The sequence below is a fragment of the Mycobacterium sp. DBP42 genome (assembly GCF_005924235.1).
Lineage (GTDB): Bacteria > Actinomycetota > Actinomycetes > Mycobacteriales > Mycobacteriaceae > Mycobacterium > Mycobacterium syngnathidarum.
On record NZ_VCMY01000030.1, the window covers coordinates 60,334 to 75,547 of the forward strand.

The window sequence follows — 15,214 nt, forward strand, 5'->3', positions numbered from 1 at the left end:
TAACGCATACGCGCATATGCGGTACGTATGTTTGCCGTACGCCGTTACCGGGGATTACGCTCGCCGTCGCTGGCGTCAGTCCACGGAACGGCGAGCGACACCCCTAACAACATGTAGCTCGACAACGTATGCGCGCACCGCATACCCGCCTATTCGCCGATGTCACGGCAGCCTCAGCCCCGCCATATCGCCAAACGTCGGCCATCGCCGTGGCCCCAGCCGCATACCCCCACATGCCACGGCATCCCCCTTGCCGCCAGTCGCCCCTGCGCGCCGGGTGTCAGCAATGTCGACAGCGACGGTGATCAATTTCCTGACAACCGTTACGACAACCCCAAACACCCAGTTCACCACCCGTTAATGTGATGCACATCACATTTGGATTGGGGTTTTGACAACCCTCCTGACAACTCCACTGCAAACCCCCACGGCAACCCTCACCGATTCCATGAACGCGTCCACACGACGCGACCTCAAGGAATCCGATGATGAACACCTGGGACCTCCTCGCTCACCAAGCCCACGCACTACTGACCCGCCCCCGCCGCAACGACCTCACCCCAGCAGTCACCCTCGTCCAGTCCCTCCACAAGGAACCGCCGAGCACCCCGGCCGCCATCTGCGCACACCTCGACACCGCCGACAAAGTCCTCCCAACACTGGCCGGCTACGCCCGCCACGGCGACCGCCACGCCCTTCTCATGGCCGCCGTCCTCATGCGCCACCCACTGCGCCGCATCGCCTCCTGCGCCGACCCCGACGGCTACCACTCCTCAGACCGCGACGCCCGAGACAACGCCACCCTCGACGCGTTCTTCACACTCATCAACACCGCCACCGACACCCGCAAAATCACCACCCGATGGCTCTACGCGCACACCCTCTACCGCACCCTCAACTCACGCTCACGCACCGGAACACCCGCCGCCGCCTACCGCGTCGACACCCACACCGCGCAACGCTGGACCAACCCCCACATCGACCCCCACGACAACGAACAACACGAACAAGTCACCCACATCCTCGAAACCGCACGCACCGCCAACGTCATCACCCAACTCGAATACGACACCCTCAACACCCTCTACCTCAGCGGCGAGGTCTACGACCTTCCCGCAGCCGCCGACACCCTCGGCGCCAAAACCGGCGCCGTCGAACGCCGCGCGCAACGCGCCATCGCCAAACTGTCCCGCAACCGACGCCAGATCGCGGTCGCAGCATGACGCTCCGCCACCGCATCAGCTGCGGACTCCTCACCCTCATCACCGCCACGGCCATGGCCCTACCGAACGCGCCCTCAGCCACAGCCGCCGACTGCCCAGCCGTCGACGCGATCGCCGTCCCCGGCACCACACAGACCCATCCCGATGCCAACCCAACCAAACCAGTCGGCGTCCTCGGCGGCATCCTCGAACCCCTTAAAAAGCACACCAAAGTAGCCCTCACCACCACCTACATCCCCTACGCCGCCACCATCATCGGCGGCACCGACGGCGGCGGCTACCGCGCCTCCAAAAACTCCGGAATCGACAGCGTCAACGCACACCTCAAGAACATCAGCCGCCGTTGCTCACGCACCGTATTTCTGCTCACCGGCTACAGCCAAGGCGCCGACGTCGCCGGAGACATCGCCTCCGCCATCGGACGCAACCAGGGCGCCATCCCCGCCAACCGACTCCTCGGCGTCGCCCTGGTCGCCGACCCCTCCCAATCACCGGTCGGCCAGCCCACCATCGGCCTCAACCGCCCAGGCTTCGGCTTCGCCGGCGTCCGAAAAGACGGCTTCGGAACACTCACCGCACGCAACGGCATCCTGTCCCTGTGCGCCCCCCTCGACTACTTCTGCAACCTGCCCCAGTCCGATGTAGTGATGCGCTTCATCGGACATCTCGGCTCCCAGCTCGACGCCGCCGACCCCTCAGGCTCAGCTCAAAAACTCGCCACCCTGTTCATGGCCGGACTCATCGCCCCCGCCACCGCCGCCATCAGCCAGATCCTGCAACTGGTCAACGACCCCCAGCTGATCCCCAACCTGATCTCACGCGGCATCACCTTCGCCAAGGCCCTCACCCAACAATTGTTCTGGCTCGCGGGCCCACAAGTAGCCACCGTCGCCACCGAACTCCTCAACGCCGCCCACCAAACCATCGGCCTCATCTACAACCGCCAATGGGCAGCCATCCCCGCCACCATCGCCACCATCGCCACCCGCGCCACAGCCGTGGCCACCACCCTCAACAAGATGCAAGACAACACCAAGACCATCAACGTCAGCGGCTTCGGACCTGTCGGTGCCAACCTGGCCTCACCCGGCTTCAACTTCGCCAACCTCGCCACCGCAGTACTCAACGCCATCACCACCGCAACCGGCGGCATCGGCCTGCACTCCACCGGCGTATTCGGCCCCACATTCGCCCAATTCAGCGCCGCCAACGTCACCGCCGCACTCAAACACTTCGCCGAATTCACCAACGGCAACTTCCACAACCAGTACGACACCATCGCCCTGGACAAGGCCGGCCACTCCGGCACCCAGATCGCTCAGCGCTACTTCGTCAACCAGCTCAACAAACTCGTCTAACCCCGCCAAGCAGGAAGACCGCCATGGAACTGCCCGCACACACCCCCAACACCGCCGGCCACTTCTGGCTCCCGGCCTGGGACGCACACATCATCGCGCCCATGCTCCACCAATTCACCGCCCACGGAGCAACCACCCGCATCATCGACACCGACTACCCACCCCACCGACGCAACCCCGGCCACACGGCCATCGCAGCCACCATCGGCCTCGGCGTCGCCCGCAACGCAGCCCAGACCGAAACCCTCCTCAACGACATCACCACCCGCCCCGAACGCACCCCCGCCCTACTCGTCGTCGGCGCACGCACCGACCTCACGACCACTGCGATCGACGCGCTCACCACCATCGCCCGCAACGGTCGAACCCTCGGTATCCGACTGGCCCTCGACCCCGCCGTCCTCACCCTGGCTCTCGCCAACACCCCCCACCCCTACATCGCTGGATTCCAGCTCCTGCTCCACGCCATCCACCCACTGGTCACCCCGGCATAGCCACCCGACACCCCAGAAAGGGACCAGCCCATGCCCACACCGAACACCACATCAATCGACCCCCTAGCCGACCTGTCCCACCACACAGTCGGCAGACACTCATGGCCCAACTACACCCCCTACACGACCCCCACGACCCACGACCCATGCCGGGTGTGCGGCCAACCCATCCAGCGCGACGACCGGCCCCTTGCCTACGCAGGCCAGCTCGGCGCCGGCAAGTGGGTCGCCTCCTGGTTCTTCCGAGAAATCGCCAGCTGCGAACGCACACGCCCGCACCCGCGGAACACCGCCTCCTCGTCCTCAATCGCGGTCACGACGTTCCCGCCCAGCCCGCCGCGCCTGGCTTCTGCGCGACGACCCCAGAAACCTCACGATGTATGCGCCACGGCCACCGGGATCGCCCCGACGCCCTCGGTCCAGTCGGCAAGACCGCCGCACTTCACCAACTCATGACCACCGATCTTCGATACCCATTCGCCACCGGACACAACATTTCGATCACCGGCGAATTGCGGCAGCGGCAAGCCCTCCCGCATCGCAGCGATAGCACGCAACAACCACGCCTTCAAGCGCCTCAGCTCACCAACACCGTCCAACACGTCCTCGAATTCGCCCAGGAGACGACACCCATGAAAAGCGGAACAAACGCCGAATCGAACACCCTTGTGCCCGGCCTCTGGGTTTCGCGCGCCGCAGCCGCACGCACAGCCGTAATCGCCAGCGCCGCAGCGTTCGTTGGCACGTTCCTCTTACTAACCGCCACCGAGCTCGCGCTGCTAGATCCGGTAGCGCTACACCAACCCGCCGGAGTGGGCGGGCCGTCACTGGCCTGCGCCCTTATACGGACCGCATTGGCGTACTCCGGGCTCGTCGCAGCACTCGTCCTCGCTGCAATGACGATCGACGCGGCGCGGAAAGAAAACCCTCCCACCTCGGCACGCACCCAGTCGAACGGGAAGCTAGGAGAATTGCGATGACCAGCACCGAACTCAATCCCGCCGAGCGGGTGGTCGATGAGATCGACCGACTTGTTGATGAGCAGCTGGCCGCCGGGGAACTGGCGTTGCGCAGCGGCCGTGCGGTCCTCACCGGCGATGCAGGAACAGGTAAGACGCATGTGCTGCGCAACGCACTGTCGCATCTCGCCACCGAATACAGCCCGGACCAAGTGCAGTTCTTTTTCGGCGCAGCCAAAAACAGCGCCTTGGCGGAGGAACTCGCCGCGCTGCCCCAAACGGCTGCCGCCTACGGTCACCTGAAGACCGACCCCGAGCCGTTCGTGAAACATTTTCGTCGCGAGCGCGCCCGCCGCCGGCGGCTCTGCCGAGATGGCCGCAGCTTGGAACTGCCCCATCTGCTGGTCGTGATCGACGACTTCAAGTCCACGAGGGAGATGCGAGCAGACCTGCAGCGGCTACTGAAAAAGATTGACAGGATCGGGATGTGGCGCGACGGACGCGTGTCCTTACTCCTGGTCTTGCGCACGATCGAACCCCACAGCCACGAGGCCTGTCACCTCACACCACACCGTATCCATCTCGGCGGCAACGATCGCATCGGTGAGTTCTCGGACGCTGAGCAGGAATGGGCACAGAAGACAGTCGGCGACCGGCCAGCCTTGTGGTGTGTCCGTGGCTGGAGCTGGACGACCTTCCGTGTCCCGTCGACTGTGTTCGCAGACGACAACCGTGAAGTGACAGCCGCCGCCATCTGCGGTGCTGCCGGTCTGCCGGTCACAACCAGAACCGCCCAGCCCCACCCCTCTCGACGTCCGGACACGCCTTTGCCCCTTGCCTCGTTGCCGCATGGGGCTGATGTCCGCGACGCGAATATTGGTGGCGTAGCGATCCGGGGCGTGAGCGCAACTTCACCCGATCCGGTCTCGGCACTGAGCCAGACCCAGGTTCCCGCGCTGGCCAACGCACCCGTCACCGTCGAAGCCGTGTGGATCGTTGGTCGACACTCCACCTCAAGCGGCGGACATCTGGCCGGCACCCGCAACGAGGAGCTCGCAGTGCGGGTCACTGCACACGGCGCCGACCTGAACATCGAGCGTGTTGAAGCGGCGATCCGCGCAGTAGACCCGAACACCCGAAACGTGGATTCCGCTCGCTACGCCGCGCTCTGGCAGAACGTGACAGACCAACTTCGCGAACAGGGCTAGAAACAAACGATTTGCGAGATCGCCGCGCGGCCAGATCTCAACGGCGCGAGTTCTGCTCGACCAGCGCCTGGGCTTCGGCCGCTGCGCACCGAAGACGCCGCAAATGCAGACCCGCCCAATGCGTAAACGTCGGCTTCCCACGGTGATCAAGCGCCTCCTGCATGGAGGCCTCCACCGCGCGCCGCGTCCTGTCAATTTCGGCGGCCAGGTCCGGATGGTTCCCCAGCGGGCCGACGAACAGGTGTGCCGCACGGCCAAGCGCGGCGTCCACCTGGCGGGTGAGAGCTTCCAACGATTCGGTCATCCTCCGAACCTAAGCCCGCCGAGGCACCCCTCTCACACCCCAAAATTTTCGCACCCCAGGGAACGCGAAAGCCGGGCGACCAGCAAAACGTGCTGGCTCCCGGCTCCACTTTCTTGACTCTTCGCCAAGACCCTTTGACGATACGCCCGACCAGGGGCCTTCACCATCTCTTGGGCGCATTTGAGGGGCGGGCCGCGCCGAGGGGGTTGCGCGGGTCCCGCCCCTCAAAGCCTCCGCTGTGACCGGGAATACCAGCAGAGATCGATCCATTCACGCGGTGTGCACCCCGGCCCGGCCGGATCATCCACACCGTAACCCCGCCCTCGGACATCCGAGTGTCACTCGTTGCGGCTGCCCGGTGTCCGACTCATGGGTGACAATGCAGAACATGCACATTCGGTCCGGTTCACATCGCGTCCCACGCGTGTGGGTCTCGCGTCGGTCGTGCACAAACACCACCCGCGCGCGACGCCCGACTGAGGGAGCGCTGGCCCTGCCGCCGACATCGCGGCCACCCCTGCTCGCCGATCAGGTCGGTGCACCATGATCCGCGCACTGATCACCGCGGTGATCCTCACCGGCATCGCCGTACACTTCGGCGCTCCACCGGAGGCAGCAGCGGGCTACATCTTCGTCACTGTGTTCGCGCTGTGGTTCGCCTGGCCCGCCCTGCGTCGCCGGCATCGACGCCGACGGCCCGCCCCACCACGCAGCCCCGCCGCCCGGCCCACCGCTCAAGTACAGGTGCCGTCGTTGACGCAGATCAACCACTATCACTTTTACGGATCGCTGCCCGCGGCGCGCCAGCAGTACCCCGTGGTCGACCCGTCCCAGTTGGCCATCCCTCAGTACAGCGAGCAGCAGATCGCCCACAACAAGATCTTCGACCAGTTCCGGGATCAGTGAGGTACTTGACAGTTCCGATGACGACTACACCATCCAACAGCATTGAGGACGCCGCTGCCGTCCTGGCTGACAAGACGTGGGAGAACCGCGCCATCGTCATGGCCTCCATCGCGCCACGATCAACATCGCGGCCAGCTCGTCGTATCGCCCCCACCGAGGCCGACACCGCCGAACCCGCCGACGACCGGGAAGCCAAGGCCCCCGGGCTACTGGCGCGCGGCGCCTATGCTCTGGGCCGCGGGATCCGAGCTTCAGCCGACAAGGTCGCGGCGAAAATCCCTCCGAACCGGCGGCTGGGCGCCGTCGTCCTGGCCGTCGTCGTCCTGGTTGTCTTCGTCGTCGCGCTCAGCCTTGTCCGGTCCTTGGCTGCCGACACCTCACCGGCAGCCCCGACCCGGGCCCACGCCGCTCCGGCGCCGCTGCCGCCGACGTCAGCAGGACCCAAGGACGCCATCCTGACCGGCATCACCGCCAAGGACTCCTGCCCCAAGGGCGAGAACGATCCGTACTCGCCGGCCAACGCCGCGTTCGACGGCAATCTGGGGACCGCGTGGATCTGCACCCGTGCCGACGGCAAGGACGACCAGTTCATTCAGGTTGACTTCGGCCGGCAGTGCACCGTGTCGCAGACCCGCATCGAATCTGGTTTCGACGCGCGGATCCCGGATGCGCCCGGCGGTGTCGACCAGTGGGACAAGCACCGTGTCATCACCAAAGCCGAGGTGTATTTCCCCAAGGAACTCGGCCGGAAACCGCTGCCCGTCGAAACTGGGGGAGCCCGGGACTTCCGGCCAGGATTCATCGACCCACCCGCGACGGTCAGCAAACTGCTGATCAAGATTGTTGAAACCGCGCAGCCACCCCGAACTGGTGACACCACAACCGATACCGAGACGCCAGCGCCCAACGATGACGTCACCACGGTCGCTTCCAGCGAAATCCAATTCCTGGGGTACTGCGCCTAACACCCTTCGCCGCCCCGCCTCGTATCCCCGTCGAAGGCGGGCCGTTGGCGTGCCTGTTTTATGCACGGTGCATTAACTGTGAGCTCACTCGCTGCGCGTGCACGGCGGTGTCCGATAACGGTGGAATACTCCCGATCAGCACACCACCGTATCCAGAAGAAAGGCGTTGGGAGCCATGAACTTCGACAACTGTCACCCCAGCGACACGTCTTGATCCCCGGAGCTCACCGCGGTGACATCCCAGTTCACCGCCCCTGTCCAGCAGCACAATGATGACTCCCGACCACGAAGGGCACGCACTGTGATCCTCAACCTCCACCCCGATCTCGAATCCTGGGCTGTCGGCCTGGCGGATCGGGGGATCGGCGTCCCGCACTGCTGGGTGCACGCCTGGACTGGCCCCAACGTTGCCGCGCTGCAAGCTGACGCACTCGCCGCCGGATGGGAGTGGCTCCTCGTCGACGACCCCACCGTCACACCCGCGTTCCCACGTATCTACGACCCCCTCTACAGTCTGCTCGCTGACGACCGCCTTCCCCTCACCGAGGACGGCCCCGGCACCGTCGCTGACCTCGCCGACCGCGCCCACACCGCCGCGGCCGACCGCCGCCGGATCCTTCTCGCGGTCGGCCCGGGCTTCGACGCCCGCAACCCAGACCTGCACACGCTGGCCCGCCTCGGCCGCACCGCCGGCATCCACCTCGCCGTCTCAGCCGCGCTGGCCATCCCCGGCCGCGCGCCCCAGGAGTTCCTCGACAACGTCCGCGGCTACTGGCAACGCTGCACCGTCACCCCGCACCCCTCCGGCGGCATCAGCATCCGCCTCACCACCGCCACCCCCACCCACCGCGAACCCCTCGGCGACACCGTCACCGTCAGCCTCAACGCAGACGGCGCAGTGGTCCGCATCGACCTGACCGCCAACACCCTCGACGTCGACGCACTCACCACCCGCTACCGCATCAGCCGACCGCTGCAGCTCCTGCTGGCCCACCAGTTCACGCCAGTTCAATGTCCGACCAACAAGGCACGATAGCCACCATGAGCGAAAACACCCATGACACACCAGAACCCGCCAGCACGCCAGAACCCGACAGCATTGAAGCCCTACGCCATGACCTCACCGAGCTGAGCAACCGCACCACCAGCCGGCACCGCTACCTCACTCGTGAAATCAACGCCCTCGGAATCCTTGTCGTGCTCATCCTGGCCGGCGCGATCACCACCGCCTTCGTCGGAGCGTTCTGGTCCGGCTCCTCGCCCACGACCGCCGACGACGACCTCGACCAACTCCTGGCTCCCGGAACGCACTGCTATCACAGCAGCGAAGAGATGGCCGCGGCACGACAACGCGCGCTGGCCGCGATCGATCGCCTCCAGTGGGACCGCGAACACCCCAGCCGCGACGACGACAGCGAGCACGGTCCCTACTACTCGCCGCCAGCTCTCACACACGCCCCGCCGGCACTACCAACCGTCGTCGGCGCCAAAGACCAAGGCGTGCCACAACCGAGGAACAACCAGAACGTCGACACCGACCTGTGCTTCGGAATCCCCGACAACAACGCATCGTGAAACACCCACTTGCCGTCACAGTGACGGAACTACCGCGACGAACGGGACCGCACCAAAAAAGGGGGGGGGGACGCATGAAACCCAACAACCTCAACGACACAACAACATCGTCCGCAGCAGAGTCGCGGCAAGAGAAGAAGCCAGCCTGGATCAACAAGCTCAGCACAGCAGCCACCGCAAGTCTGGGCCTGGCCGCCATCGGCTATGTGATGATGACCGGGTTCTCGATCGTGGCCAACGCCATCGCACCCGGCCTATGGGGATACGTGGGCGCCGCGGGTTTCGTCACCTTCGTCGGCCCGATCCCCCTCCTGCTGTTTAGCCGCCGCTCAGCCGCCAAAACGATGGTGCTCGGACTATCCACCATGACATACGCAACCATCGCCCACCAGCACCAATGGCCCGGCTGGACGGTCGCCGCGTGGCCGGGCGGCCTACTGCTGACCTACCTGGCCCTCCGGACCATCCTGTCGATACCAGCACGCCTGACTCGCCGCCGCGCCGCGCGACTGCTGCGCCGCCACCGAGCAACCGGCGAGAACGCATGGACCCTGCGCGACTGGGAATGGGCTTACACCCAACTCGGCACCAAACTCGCACTCCACCAAGCCGCCTGGTGCCGCATGCTCCGAACCGGAGTCCCACCCGAATAGCCAACCAGCCCAACACAACTCATGTCTCACCCACCCGAGGGGAACCATGCTCCGCTGGAAACGCTACGAAGTCCTCCACATCCGCACCGACAGCCCCTTCCAAGACCGCCACGGCACCTATCCCACCCGGTGGCTGGCGAACTGGGCCGCAGCACGAAACATCCAACGCGCACTGGCCACCGACTACATCGAACCCACCTACGTGGTACGCGACATCCAGCCACGCACCCGACCGACATATTGGGACCTCCTGCAGGTGAACCAAGCCCGCCACTGGTACCAACTGCCCTCAGCACAAGTCACCGCCTGGCAGCGAAATCATTCACACCAGCCTCGGATTCACCCGCTGGCACGCCCTCGGCCGCGCCTGCCGCTGGGCCAAACCCCTTTCACGCCACCAGGTTCGACTCACCCGCTGGAGCGACGAGCCCACCTTCGTCCCGGACTGACCAACCCGAGTTCAACACGTCAAACCCCAACCAGCACAGAAGGAATGACCCCCAACCATGAGCGCAGTAGCCTCTGCAGACCCCGACACACTTGGAGTGGTTTCTGCCCACAGCGTCGTGTTGATCGGCGCGACGCTGAAAGACCAGCGGAGCCAGGTGGACCAATGACTGATCATCCCAACCTCATCGCAGTTCAAGACCAAATCTCGGCGATCGTGCACGCCGAAGACACCGACGAGCACTACGACCGCTATTGGTCGGACCGGGTGGCCGAACGGATCGTCGAAAGCCTCGACCTCCCACAGCATGACGACGCTACCCGTCCTGCTTCGGGTGACGCTGCTGTCCCGTACCCTGCCGTGGAGGTCGAGGACGTCGACGAGTGGCGCTACTTCCGGCGCGGCAGCGCCGTCGTCGACGTCGCGCACGACGGGGATCCGATCGAGGTCGCCAGTGGTTCGCCAGGCGACCCGGCGGGCGCCGAGGACTTGATTGCCTGCCTTCAGGCGGCGCGACAATTTGCTCTGGCCGCCGCGTCACCCCCGAAAGCAGGGGAATGCGATGAGTGCAGCGGTCCCACCCTGAGATCCCTACTCCAGGCCCCGAGAGGGGAATTCTGATGACATACATTCCGACCGAACAATTCTGGCTGCCGTTGCCCCAGCCGCCGCACAACCCTGAGGCCAACGGTATCGAGGACGCGATCACCGCATACTCGTCGATAGATTTCGCGGTGGCCAAAGACCCTTGGGGACAGGTGATGTCGTGGCACCCCGCCAGTTCACCGCACCAGTTGATCACCGGTGCAAGCAGCGGTGGAACCCAGTCAGCAACCACCGCGACAATCCAGACTCTGGCCGCCCAATGCGCGCGGGCGCACTGGGCTGTGCACATCGCAGCCAGCCACGACGACAACGGGTACCGAGAGTTGCAGGAATGGCCCAACGTGCGGTGTATCACTACCCGACCTAGCGAACAGATCACGCTCATCACTCACCTACACGACCTGCTGCAACAACGGCTCTGCACCACCACCGGTGGTCACAGCGATGCGCCAGTGGTCCTGTTCGTTGACACCTGGCACCACGTCCTCGCCGAAATCAGAAGCAGCGGGTATCACCGGCCCATCGTCGACGCCCTGGCCGCACTCCTACGACTGGGCCGCGCTGTGCGAATCCACGTGGTGATGGCTGGGGCAGCCCGCGAACGTCACGCCGCAAGCGGGTGGATATCTGACATCGTCTACCTCGCGAATGAGCTGCGACTGTACCGAAGCCCCTACCTCGACGGATTCCTGCCGATCTACCGACGACTCGGATGGCTGCGACCGACCCAGTCCAGCTACCCGCCATTCGACCCCAGTGAAACACCCACAACCACGAACGATGACACCGGCAACCACCGAGCGATCGCCAGCACGACCCCAACCGCCAAGACATCGCCCCCGGTGGGACTCACCCGCCCACGAGCATGGAGGTTCCCAACGCTACAGGCGGACAAGCCATCCGATATTGAGGTAGGCCGCTACGCGGTACGAACATTCACCGTCGACCGTCACCGCGGCGCTCTCGCACCAGTCAGCATCGCACCCCACCTGGACAACATCGGTGTCAATGGCCACCTGGCGTGGGAAGCAGGGGTGTGCGAGGCGCGCTGCGTCCACGGCTACGACCACACCGCACCCGACGAGGACTGCAGTTGCGGAATCTACGGTGCGACAACACTGACGTCCCTGCGCCGCCAATTCCCCGATCTGGCCGCGGGCATCGTCGCGATCATCGCCGCTGAAGGCCCCACACTCATCGGCAACGCCGGGTTGCGCACCTCCGCCGCCCGCGTGGTCTCCTATTGGTGCCACCCCGGGCCCGCCTTCGACGAAGCTCGCACAGTCCTCTCCCAACAGTGCTCTCACGCACAGGAATTCGACGACCTCGGGGCCATGCTGGCCGCATACGACATCCCCGTCACCGACTACGACACTTCCCTGATCGCCAACATGCACTACCGCATCTCGCTCGGGCCGATCGATCCGGACCATCAATTCTGGTCGCCAGAGGACCCACTGGACACAGACCGGTGAAGTGCACACGAGCACCGCAGCAGCCGAACTCACTCACCCGACAGGAGCAGCGCAATGGGCCACATCGGAGACAACCCCCGCCGGATTGAAGTGATCCCCGAAACCCCGCCAGTACGAAAGGCCCCCACTCCACCACCGACCAAACCGAAGCGCTCTGAGCCTCAACCGCAGAAGACGCCGGCGTGAGTACCGACGAAACGACCTACCCGGATCCACCGGCCAAGCAGGGCCAGCTCGACCTGTGGCCACGCCAGCACGACCTACCACCACGCTGGGACGGCCTGCCCGTCGAATGGGACTCTTGGACCACCACCGGACCAGGAACATTCCTCTGCCCACCACCGCGACACCCAGACCGCTGCGACCACTGCGGCACCACCGCACCGAAAACACTGTGCATCGGCCGCATCTGGACCGATCCCACCACAGCACCACCAGCGATCAGCCGCGGGCGGCTCCGCAACGGCAGACACCTCGTCGCCATCATCAGCGCATTCCGCTGCACCTACTGCCACCACGACAGCGTGCTCGACAACACCGGCATGCTCTGGGATCTCGACCCGACCGATTACACCGACACCGGCTCCTGGAATATCCAGGAACCACACGAGTAAACAGTGAAACTATCTGCTCTTCAACGGCATTCGGTTGTCCTGACTCGGTGCCATACTCGTCGCCATGCCGACTTCACCGCTCTGTGAACCGATCAAGAAGCTCATCGCCCAGGGCCTCGACGTGCCAGCGCTTTCCGACGCCGACCGCGCTCAGCTCACCGCACTGATGGACCGCACCGACCACACCGGCACCAACACCGCCGGGCATCTGGTTGAGCTGCTCATCCAGGCCCGCGACGTCCTCTCCAGATACCCGGATCACGGAAACAGCGAGTTCGTCCTCACCCAGTAGCAGGTGCCGTTGTCCTCGACCTCTTCGACAATGGTCGCCTCCACACCCGTCTTACGCATTTCGCCGCGAGCCTGTCTCGCGTCGTCTTCAGCGTCGGCTTTAGCGTCTGCGGAAGCGGCGCGCAGTTGCGCAGCAACAGCTTCCACACCCGTTGCGAAGCAATGCTCGCCGACGGTGAGCAGATCTCGCAGGGGCGCATTCGCGGTTTCAAGTCCGGATCCAGGACTGTCAATGCTGATGCTGCTGGTCGCGGTGGAGGTCGTCTCCTCGGAGCTGCCCGTGCAACCTGCAACGAGCAGGCTACACGCGGCCGCGATCACCACGCAGGGCACGAACTGGCTGGGATTCATCACGCAAGCCTCCAACATCGACCCGGCCCGGGCGCCCGATGACACGCTAGAGGTTGGGTCAAGATATGAGAGCTGCGACGATTGCGGTCGTGTCGGCAAGCGCTTGACCGCCGATGTTGCCGATTCGGTTTGTCGAGGGCCGCGGCCGGGAGCCACTCGATACACCGGATTGTGCACTTAGTTTTGCGCCGCCACCGAGTGTAATATGTGCCTATGAGTAAGCGGGTGAGTTTGATCCTCAAAGACGCCGACGAAGCGGCCATTGCGCCCTACCTTGACGAGGAGTCGGCCGCGTTCAAGGTGTTGCGGCAGTGGGCAAGTCAACGCGGTGAGACGGACATCAAGTCCGAAGCCGGCGCCCTGCGCGCCCTGCTGCAAGCCGGCGCCGAAGCCTTGCGCGAACATGTGCTCGACACCGGATACGCCCAACTGGCCGCCGAATTCAACACCGAACCCGCCCACGGTGAACGCAAAGCGGCCCGCGCCCGCTACGCGCGCCGCACCGAGGCCCACCTGTGAACCGTGGGATGCGCAGCCAGGCCTACCGAGTCGACCTCGGATACGGCCTCAAACCATGGGTGATCCTGAGCAACAACGCACGCAACCGCAACCTCGACACCGTGTTGGCGGCGCGAATCACCACCACGAGCAAGAACGCGCACATCCCCACCGTGGTCCCGTTGACTGCCGCGGACCCCCTCGTCGGGTTCGTCCTGGTCGACGACATCGTGCAGCTCTACCACGACGAGCTCACCGAACCGCTGGGCAGCCTCTCGCCATCAACGATGCAGGACATCAGCCAAGCACTCCGGATCGCAATACCGTGATGTTTCTCGGTGGTTAGCAGTTGGGCGGGCACTGCTGCCTTTCGGGTGTTAGACGGTGTTAGACGGGGCGTTGCTGGGTTTCGATTCGCCTGGTCGCCGCCGCGTAGGCGTCGATGCCGAGCGTTGGCACAGCGTGGTCGATGTAGCTCTCCAGAGATGCTCGTTGCGCAGGGCGCGTTCGTCAGCATCGTGGTCCTCGCTCATCGCCGCGGTGGTGCGGCGTCGTACTCGCGGCATCGCCGCGTCGCGTACAGCACAGCATCCAGCGATCCCCAGACGTAGGTGAGGAAGGCCTCGTCGAGCGCTCGCCGCTCAGGCCCCAACGGATCGCCGGCCGCGGCTGCCGCCGGCACATACGGCATGTTGGCGTACCGGCTGATCTCACGCTTGCTGACCTTCAACGCTGCAGCAAGCTCCGATTGAGTGAGCCCGCGCAGCAATCCTTCTTTCACCAGCTGCTGCATCACATAGTTGTCCTGCAGAAACCGCAGGTGCGTCGCGGCGCTCTGAACACGTTCGCGGACCTCGGCCAGGTCGGCCGCGGGGGAGCAATAAGGTGGGCTACCACTCACCACCTGACAGTACCATTCTGGTACCAGGGTCTGGTCAAGACGACGTAACAGTGGGACGATGAACCCATGACAGTTGGCACCGATGAACTCAACATCGACACCGACAAGCTCGCCCAGGCCGAGAGCAAAGCCGCGGCCACCGCCGCCGCGAGTGCACCAGCCACCCTCGCCTCACCCCCCACGACCGCCTCATCCCTGATGGATGGCGCCCTGGTCATCCTCAGCACCGCCATCGACGCACAACGCGCCATCGTCGACACCCGCGACGCCGCCTGGACTACCAAACAGACAGCCGCCCTCACCCAGTCACCACCAGTGCTGATCGAAGGCGACCAGAACATGGCCCACGACATCCAAGCCATCCCAATCCCCATCACCCTCCCAC

At 64.9% G+C, this 15,214-nt stretch carries 19 protein-coding genes and 1 pseudogene; 17 read left to right on the forward strand and 3 right to left on the reverse strand.

All coding sequences use genetic code 11. The features are described from left to right. The first annotated feature begins 485 nt into the window (after positions 1–485). The 5 genes from E0T84_RS22730 (at position 486) to E0T84_RS22750 (ending at position 5,242) form a co-directional block, all read left to right on the forward strand. Positions 486–1,223, forward strand: coding sequence for a hypothetical protein (locus tag E0T84_RS22730; protein WP_249383719.1), 738 nt, complete (start codon positions 486–488; stop codon positions 1,221–1,223). After that, positions 1,220–2,581, forward strand: coding sequence for a cutinase family protein (locus E0T84_RS22735; protein WP_138745617.1), 1,362 nt, complete (start codon positions 1,220–1,222; stop codon positions 2,579–2,581). The genes E0T84_RS22730 and E0T84_RS22735 overlap by 4 nt, the downstream gene beginning before the upstream one ends. Positions 2,582–2,604: 23 nt before the next feature. Continuing rightward, positions 2,605–3,075 carry a hypothetical protein gene (locus E0T84_RS22740; RefSeq protein ID WP_138745618.1) on the forward strand — a complete coding sequence of 157 codons (471 nt, stop codon included), beginning with the start codon at positions 2,605–2,607 and terminating at the stop codon, positions 3,073–3,075. A 452-nt stretch (positions 3,076–3,527) separates the two neighbouring features. Next, complete coding sequence (locus E0T84_RS22745) at positions 3,528–4,055, forward strand: hypothetical protein (RefSeq protein ID WP_138745619.1); 528 nt, start codon at positions 3,528–3,530, stop codon at positions 4,053–4,055. Beyond that, positions 4,052–5,242 carry an AAA family ATPase gene (locus tag E0T84_RS22750; RefSeq protein ID WP_138745620.1) on the forward strand — a complete coding sequence of 397 codons (1,191 nt, stop codon included), beginning with the start codon at positions 4,052–4,054 and terminating at the stop codon, positions 5,240–5,242. Before E0T84_RS22745 ends, E0T84_RS22750 begins: the two co-directional genes overlap by 4 nt. Positions 5,243–5,279: 37 nt before the next feature. On the opposite strand, the gene E0T84_RS22755 is transcribed toward E0T84_RS22750, so the two are convergent. Beyond that, positions 5,280–5,546, reverse strand: coding sequence for a hypothetical protein (locus tag E0T84_RS22755; protein WP_138745621.1), 267 nt, complete (start codon positions 5,544–5,546; stop codon positions 5,280–5,282). Positions 5,547–6,089: 543 nt separating this feature from the next. On the opposite strand from E0T84_RS22755, the gene E0T84_RS22760 reads away from it, so the two are divergent. From E0T84_RS22760 to E0T84_RS22800, 9 genes are all read left to right on the forward strand, one after another. Continuing rightward, the gene (locus E0T84_RS22760; RefSeq protein ID WP_138745622.1) at positions 6,090–6,452 is read left to right on the forward strand and encodes a hypothetical protein; all 363 of its coding nucleotides are present in this window, start codon (positions 6,090–6,092) and stop codon (positions 6,450–6,452) included. Positions 6,453–6,469: 17 nt separating this feature from the next. Further along, positions 6,470–7,417 (forward strand): discoidin domain-containing protein, encoded by a 948-nt coding sequence (locus E0T84_RS22765; protein ID WP_138745623.1) that lies wholly within the window; start codon positions 6,470–6,472, stop codon positions 7,415–7,417. A 301-nt stretch (positions 7,418–7,718) separates the two neighbouring features. Further along, positions 7,719–8,453, forward strand: a complete 735-nt coding sequence (locus E0T84_RS22770) for a hypothetical protein (RefSeq protein ID WP_138745624.1) — start codon at positions 7,719–7,721, stop codon at positions 8,451–8,453. 5 nt (positions 8,454–8,458) lie between these two features. Continuing rightward, the gene (locus E0T84_RS22775; protein ID WP_138745625.1) at positions 8,459–8,992 is read left to right on the forward strand and encodes a hypothetical protein; all 534 of its coding nucleotides are present in this window, start codon (positions 8,459–8,461) and stop codon (positions 8,990–8,992) included. A 74-nt stretch (positions 8,993–9,066) separates the two neighbouring features. Then, entirely contained in the window at positions 9,067–9,645 is a 579-nt protein-coding gene (locus tag E0T84_RS22780) for a hypothetical protein (RefSeq protein WP_138745626.1), read from the forward strand. 613 nt (positions 9,646–10,258) lie between these two features. Further along, positions 10,259–10,714, forward strand: coding sequence for a hypothetical protein (locus E0T84_RS22785; protein ID WP_249383720.1), 456 nt, complete (start codon positions 10,259–10,261; stop codon positions 10,712–10,714). Beyond that, the gene (locus tag E0T84_RS22790) at positions 10,714–12,174 is read left to right on the forward strand and encodes a hypothetical protein (protein ID WP_138745627.1); all 1,461 of its coding nucleotides are present in this window, start codon (positions 10,714–10,716) and stop codon (positions 12,172–12,174) included. The genes E0T84_RS22785 and E0T84_RS22790 overlap by 1 nt, the downstream gene beginning before the upstream one ends. A gap of 182 nt (positions 12,175–12,356) precedes the next feature. Beyond that, complete coding sequence (locus E0T84_RS22795; RefSeq protein ID WP_371726228.1) at positions 12,357–12,788, forward strand: hypothetical protein; 432 nt, start codon at positions 12,357–12,359, stop codon at positions 12,786–12,788. Positions 12,789–12,852: 64 nt separating this feature from the next. Continuing rightward, positions 12,853–13,080 (forward strand): hypothetical protein, encoded by a 228-nt coding sequence (locus E0T84_RS22800; protein WP_138745628.1) that lies wholly within the window; start codon positions 12,853–12,855, stop codon positions 13,078–13,080. On the opposite strand, the gene E0T84_RS22805 is transcribed toward E0T84_RS22800, so the two are convergent. Then, positions 13,047–13,433: a hypothetical protein gene (locus E0T84_RS22805; protein WP_138745629.1), complete on the reverse strand. Its 387-nt coding sequence runs from the start codon at positions 13,431–13,433 to the stop codon at positions 13,047–13,049. The two genes, E0T84_RS22800 and E0T84_RS22805, sit on opposite strands and share 34 nt — an antisense overlap. Before the next feature lie 210 nt (positions 13,434–13,643). Between E0T84_RS22805 and E0T84_RS22810 the strand changes: the two genes are divergently transcribed. Both E0T84_RS22810 and E0T84_RS22815 read left to right on the forward strand, forming a co-directional pair. Beyond that, entirely contained in the window at positions 13,644–13,949 is a 306-nt protein-coding gene (locus E0T84_RS22810; RefSeq protein WP_249383721.1) for a hypothetical protein, read from the forward strand. Next, positions 13,946–14,257, forward strand: coding sequence for a type II toxin-antitoxin system PemK/MazF family toxin (locus tag E0T84_RS22815; RefSeq protein ID WP_138745630.1), 312 nt, complete (start codon positions 13,946–13,948; stop codon positions 14,255–14,257). Before E0T84_RS22810 ends, E0T84_RS22815 begins: the two co-directional genes overlap by 4 nt. A gap of 200 nt (positions 14,258–14,457) precedes the next feature. On the opposite strand, the gene E0T84_RS22820 is transcribed toward E0T84_RS22815, so the two are convergent. Beyond that, entirely contained in the window at positions 14,458–14,829 is a 372-nt protein-coding gene (locus tag E0T84_RS22820) for a helix-turn-helix transcriptional regulator (protein WP_138745631.1), read from the reverse strand. Between the two features lie 66 nt (positions 14,830–14,895). Between E0T84_RS22820 and E0T84_RS22825 the strand changes: the two are divergent. Next, a pseudogene (locus E0T84_RS22825) lies at positions 14,896–15,214 on the forward strand (hypothetical protein); the annotation flags it as partial.

Coding starts and splice junctions, on each gene's coding strand:
- E0T84_RS22730 (WP_249383719.1), top strand. CDS start 486: ATGATGAACACCTGGGACCTCCTCGCTCACCAAGCCCACGCACTACTG.
- E0T84_RS22735 (WP_138745617.1), top strand. CDS start 1,220: ATGACGCTCCGCCACCGCATCAGCTGCGGACTCCTCACCCTCATCACC.
- E0T84_RS22740 (WP_138745618.1), top strand. CDS start 2,605: ATGGAACTGCCCGCACACACCCCCAACACCGCCGGCCACTTCTGGCTC.
- E0T84_RS22745 (WP_138745619.1), top strand. CDS start 3,528: ATGACCACCGATCTTCGATACCCATTCGCCACCGGACACAACATTTCG.
- E0T84_RS22750 (WP_138745620.1), top strand. CDS start 4,052: ATGACCAGCACCGAACTCAATCCCGCCGAGCGGGTGGTCGATGAGATC.
- E0T84_RS22755 (WP_138745621.1), bottom strand. CDS start 5,546: ATGACCGAATCGTTGGAAGCTCTCACCCGCCAGGTGGACGCCGCGCTT.
- E0T84_RS22760 (WP_138745622.1), top strand. CDS start 6,090: ATGATCCGCGCACTGATCACCGCGGTGATCCTCACCGGCATCGCCGTA.
- E0T84_RS22765 (WP_138745623.1), top strand. CDS start 6,470: ATGACGACTACACCATCCAACAGCATTGAGGACGCCGCTGCCGTCCTG.
- E0T84_RS22775 (WP_138745625.1), top strand. CDS start 8,459: ATGAGCGAAAACACCCATGACACACCAGAACCCGCCAGCACGCCAGAA.
- E0T84_RS22780 (WP_138745626.1), top strand. CDS start 9,067: ATGAAACCCAACAACCTCAACGACACAACAACATCGTCCGCAGCAGAG.
- E0T84_RS22785 (WP_249383720.1), top strand. CDS start 10,259: ATGACTGATCATCCCAACCTCATCGCAGTTCAAGACCAAATCTCGGCG.
- E0T84_RS22790 (WP_138745627.1), top strand. CDS start 10,714: ATGACATACATTCCGACCGAACAATTCTGGCTGCCGTTGCCCCAGCCG.
- E0T84_RS22800 (WP_138745628.1), top strand. CDS start 12,853: ATGCCGACTTCACCGCTCTGTGAACCGATCAAGAAGCTCATCGCCCAG.
- E0T84_RS22810 (WP_249383721.1), top strand. CDS start 13,644: ATGAGTAAGCGGGTGAGTTTGATCCTCAAAGACGCCGACGAAGCGGCC.